The sequence below is a fragment of the Nonomuraea rhizosphaerae genome (assembly GCF_019396405.1).
In the GTDB taxonomy this organism is placed as follows: Bacteria; Actinomycetota; Actinomycetes; order Streptosporangiales; family Streptosporangiaceae; genus Nonomuraea; species Nonomuraea rhizosphaerae.
Genome location: NZ_JAHKRL010000198.1, coordinates 1 through 3,857 on the forward strand (window position 1 = coordinate 1; position 3,857 = coordinate 3,857).

General features: G+C 75.2%; 3 protein-coding genes. 1 reads left to right on the forward strand and 2 read right to left on the reverse strand.

What is annotated here, in order from left to right:
* On the forward strand, positions 1-1,873 hold a 1,873-nt coding region (locus KME77_RS09675; RefSeq protein WP_219464306.1), incomplete at its 5' end, for an ABC transporter permease.
* A gap of 56 nt (positions 1,874-1,929) precedes the next feature.
* On the opposite strand, the gene KME77_RS09680 is transcribed toward KME77_RS09675, so the two are convergent.
* Positions 1,930-2,199 (reverse strand): SUKH-4 family immunity protein, encoded by a 270-nt coding sequence (locus KME77_RS09680; protein ID WP_219464307.1) that lies wholly within the window; start codon positions 2,197-2,199, stop codon positions 1,930-1,932.
* Entirely contained in the window at positions 2,196-2,966 is a 771-nt protein-coding gene (locus KME77_RS09685; RefSeq protein WP_308250640.1) for a toxin glutamine deamidase domain-containing protein, read from the reverse strand. Before KME77_RS09685 ends, KME77_RS09680 begins: the two co-directional genes overlap by 4 nt.
* Positions 2,967-3,857 lie beyond the last annotated feature (891 nt).

Consider the following 3,857-nt stretch of genomic DNA (forward strand, 5'->3'; position numbering starts at 1 on the left):
CAGCCCGGCCGTCGCCGCCGTAGTCGGCGGCGGGGCGGAGGTGCGGACGGGCGCGGAGCTGGCCGAGTCGCTGGCCAGGACGGCCGGTGTCGGGACGGAGTCGCTGACGACCGGGCTGCTGCTGTTCGGGCTGGTGGCCATGGTGGTGGCCGCGCTGGTCATCTACAACACCTTCAACATCCTCGTCGCGCAACGGGCCAGGGAGATGGCGCTGCTGCGCTGCGTCGGGGCCACGCGCGGGCAGGTGTTCGGCTCGGTCGTGCTGGAGTCCGCGGTGGTCGGCGTCCTGTCGTCGGTGCTCGGGCTGGCCGTCGGGTACGGCCTGGGCGCGGCCACACTGGCGGTCCTGCGCGCGCTCGACTCCCCGATGCCCACGAACGCGGCCGTCGCCCTGACCCCCGTCACCACGGTCAGCGGGCTGGCCATCGGCCTGCTGGTCACGCTGGGCGCGGCGCTGCTGCCCGCCCGCGCCGCCACCAGGGTCGCGCCGATCGCGGCGCTGCGTACGCAGGTGGAGGAGCAGACCTACCGCACGGGTGTGCTGCGCGTGGTGTTCGCCGCGCTGTTCCTGCTGGCCGGGCTCGGCACGGCGGCCTTCGGGGCGCTGGCGCTGGAGCCGGCCTCGACGCCGGCGATGCTCGCCGTCATGGGCGGCGGCGTGCTGACGTTCCTGGCCGTGCTGATCCTGGGGCCGGTGCTGGTCAGGCCGCTCAGCGCGCTGGTGGGCTGGATCCCGGCCAAGCTGTTCGGCGTGCCGGGCCGGCTGGCCGTGGACAACTCCGCGCGCAACCCGCGCCGCGCCGCCACCACCACCGTGGCGCTGACCGTCGGCGTGACGCTCATGACGCTGATCTCCGTCGTCGCCGCCTCGACACGGGTGACGCTGACCTCCAAGCTGGACGCCCAGTTCCCCGTCGACTACATGCTGACCACCCAGGAGTCCGAGGCGTCCGTGCCCCGCGACGTGGCCGAGGCACTGCGGCGCTCCCCCGACCTGGCCTCGGTGGCGCAGATCCGGTCGGTGCCGGCCAGGGCCGGCAAGCTCCGCACCGAGATCGGCACCTACAACGGCCCCCTCAAGCCGCAGGTCAAGTCCGGGTCGGTGGCCGGGCTCGGGGCCGGGCAGGTCGCGGTCGAGTCGGACGAGGCCACGCGGCTCGGCGTGGGGCTCGGCGACACGGTCACGGTGCGTCCGGACGCTGGCAGCACGGCGCGCTCGGGCATCACGCTGAAGGTCGTCACGCTGAAGGTCGTCGCCATCCTCGACAGCGACGGGTCGGTGCCCACGCTCACCATGGCCGAAGGGCCGTTCGAGTCCGCCTTCGGCCGGGTGCCGGACACCCGGGTGATGGTGAAGATCAAGGACGGCGTCTCCCCGGCACAGGCCCGCCGGTCCGTGGACGCCGCTGCCGCCGCCTACCCGTCGGTGCGCGTGACGAGCGCGACGGAGGTACGCGGGCAGTTCGACGACACGCTCGACATGGTGCTGATGATCGTCACCGGGCTGCTCGGGCTGGCGATCCTGATCTCGCTGCTCGGCATCGCGAACACGCTGTCCCTGTCGGTCCACGAGCGCACCAGGGAGTCGGCGCTGCTGCGGGCGCTCGGGCTGACCAGGGCGCAGCTGCGGCGGATGCTGTCGGTGGAGGCGCTGGTGCTCGGGCTGGTCGGGGCGCTGGTGGGCGTGGTGCTGGGCGTCGTGTTCGGGTGGGCGGCCATCCGGGCGCTGATCGACGGCGCCCTGTACGAGCTGCCGGTGGCGCAGGTGGCGTTGTTCGTGGCGCTGTCGGGACTGGCGGGGGTGGCCGCGGCGCTGCTCCCGGCCCGGCGGGCGGCCCGCGCCTCCATCGTCGGCTCCCTGGCCACCACGTAGCGACGTGCGGGCCGCGGCCGGCGCGTCACACGGCACGGCGGCCGACGATCGCCCCGTCAGCGGGGGGTGCGGCCCGGCCACAGCTCGGCGACCGTCTCCGGGTCGAGCAGCGGCCGGGTCACCACCTCCCCCGACGCCTTGTCGATCACGATGCACCCGCCGCCCACCGTGCCCGGCAGGGTGGCGGGATCCTCCGGCTCCAGCTCACGCACCCAGGCGACGTACCCCTCGCCGAACCCGTGGACCCCGACCGGGACCGCGTCGTCCGGGTGCCGCACCCCGTTGAAGTACTCCTCCGCCAGCGCCCTGGCCTGGTCGAGGTTCACCGCGGCCGCCCCTGCCGGTCCACGATCATGCAGAACACCCCCGTCACCGTCGTGTACGGGGGCTCGACGGCCATGTGGCCGCGCTGGGCGTCGATCCAGATCACCTCGCCGTTGGAGTTGACGGCGTTCCATACGTGGGACCCGCCGCCCGGCCACCGCACCACGATCACGGCCGCCGCCCCGTGTCCCGCCTCGACCAGCCGCCGCGCCACCATCGGGTAGGCGTGCCGCCCCTGGCCCGCGTGCTGGAACCGCTGCCCCACCCACCGCTCGATCCGCGCCGCTCCCCCGGCCTCGCCGGTGAGCTGCGGCCTGCCGATCCGGTCGTACTCGGGCAGCCTGGGCGCCGCCGCGACCGGCTCGCCGTGCCACGTGGACAGGACGGCCAGCGCGCAGTCGGCGGCGTTCGAGGCCCGGAACGGGTCGTCGGCCGGGCCGCCCCCGTTCACCAGCCGCACCCAGGTGCCACGCGGGTCCGGGAACCGCACGCCGGGCGGCACCGCCATCGCCAGATCCCGCTCCACCTGCGGGTCCGGCTTGGCCAGGCCGCCGGGGACATCGTACGGGCGGCAGTCGGCCAGCCTCGGGGGGCGCTGCGGCCCGTCGAACCAGTCACTCTCGACCGCCCGCCGCCGCCCGGTCGCCGCGCCCGCTCCGCCCGCCGCAGAGGCGGTGTCGCCGGCCATGGGCCCGGCCCCGCTCGCCGGGGAGCCCGATCCGCCCGCCAGGGCGTCCCAGGCACCTGAGGTGGAACTGGGTCCGCCCACTGCGGCTTCCCAGGGACCTGCCACCGTTCCTGGGGAGCTGGGCACCGGCGGTCGGTCGCTCACCCCTACGCCAGGAGCACCTGCCTGCACGTCCGGCGTCGGCCTCAAGGGGGTGTGCGGTGAGAGGCCGAGGATGGCCGCCGCGGGGCTCTCCAGCGGACCGGCCCCACCGGCCGACCGCAGCCCACCGGCCGCGTCCGGACCGCCCACCGGCACACCGAGCGCCCCCAGAGCATCCGTCCCGGAGCCGATCACCCCCAGGACATCCGCTCCGGAGCCGGTCACACCCAGAGCATCGGCTCCAGAACCGGTCACACCCAGAGCGTTCGCCCCAGAACCGGTCGCCCCCAGCGGGTCGGCCGGCGAACCGGGCCTCCCCAGAGGATCCGCCTGCGGGGCAGGCGCCCACAGAGCCTCCGCCCCAGCACCGCCCAGCCCGGGATCGCCCGTGAGAGGCAGATCGCCGAAGAGAGCCGCACTGCTCGCCGACACCGCGTCACCCGGCTGCGCCATGCCCCCCGGCACACCGATCGGCGGCACGGAGGGGGCGGCGGACGACGACGAGGGCGGGCCGGACGGATCGAACGGCGCCACACCCGAAAGCCCAGCGATCGGCGCACCCCCGATCGGCTGCGCGATCCCCTGCGGAACCGAATGCGAGGCCGAATGCAGGGCTGAATGCGAGGCCGGTTGCGGGGCGGCTTGCGCGGCTACCTGCCAGCCCTCTTGCACGGCCGATCGTGCCGCTGTCTGCGCCGCCGATCGCGCGGCCATCTCCGTAGCCGATTGAGCCGCCGCCTGCGCGGCCGAACGCGCGGCCGTCTCCGCAGCCGCCTGCGCGGTCGCCTGTACGGCCGTCTGGGCCGCCGCCTGCTGCAGCAGCGGTGGCGT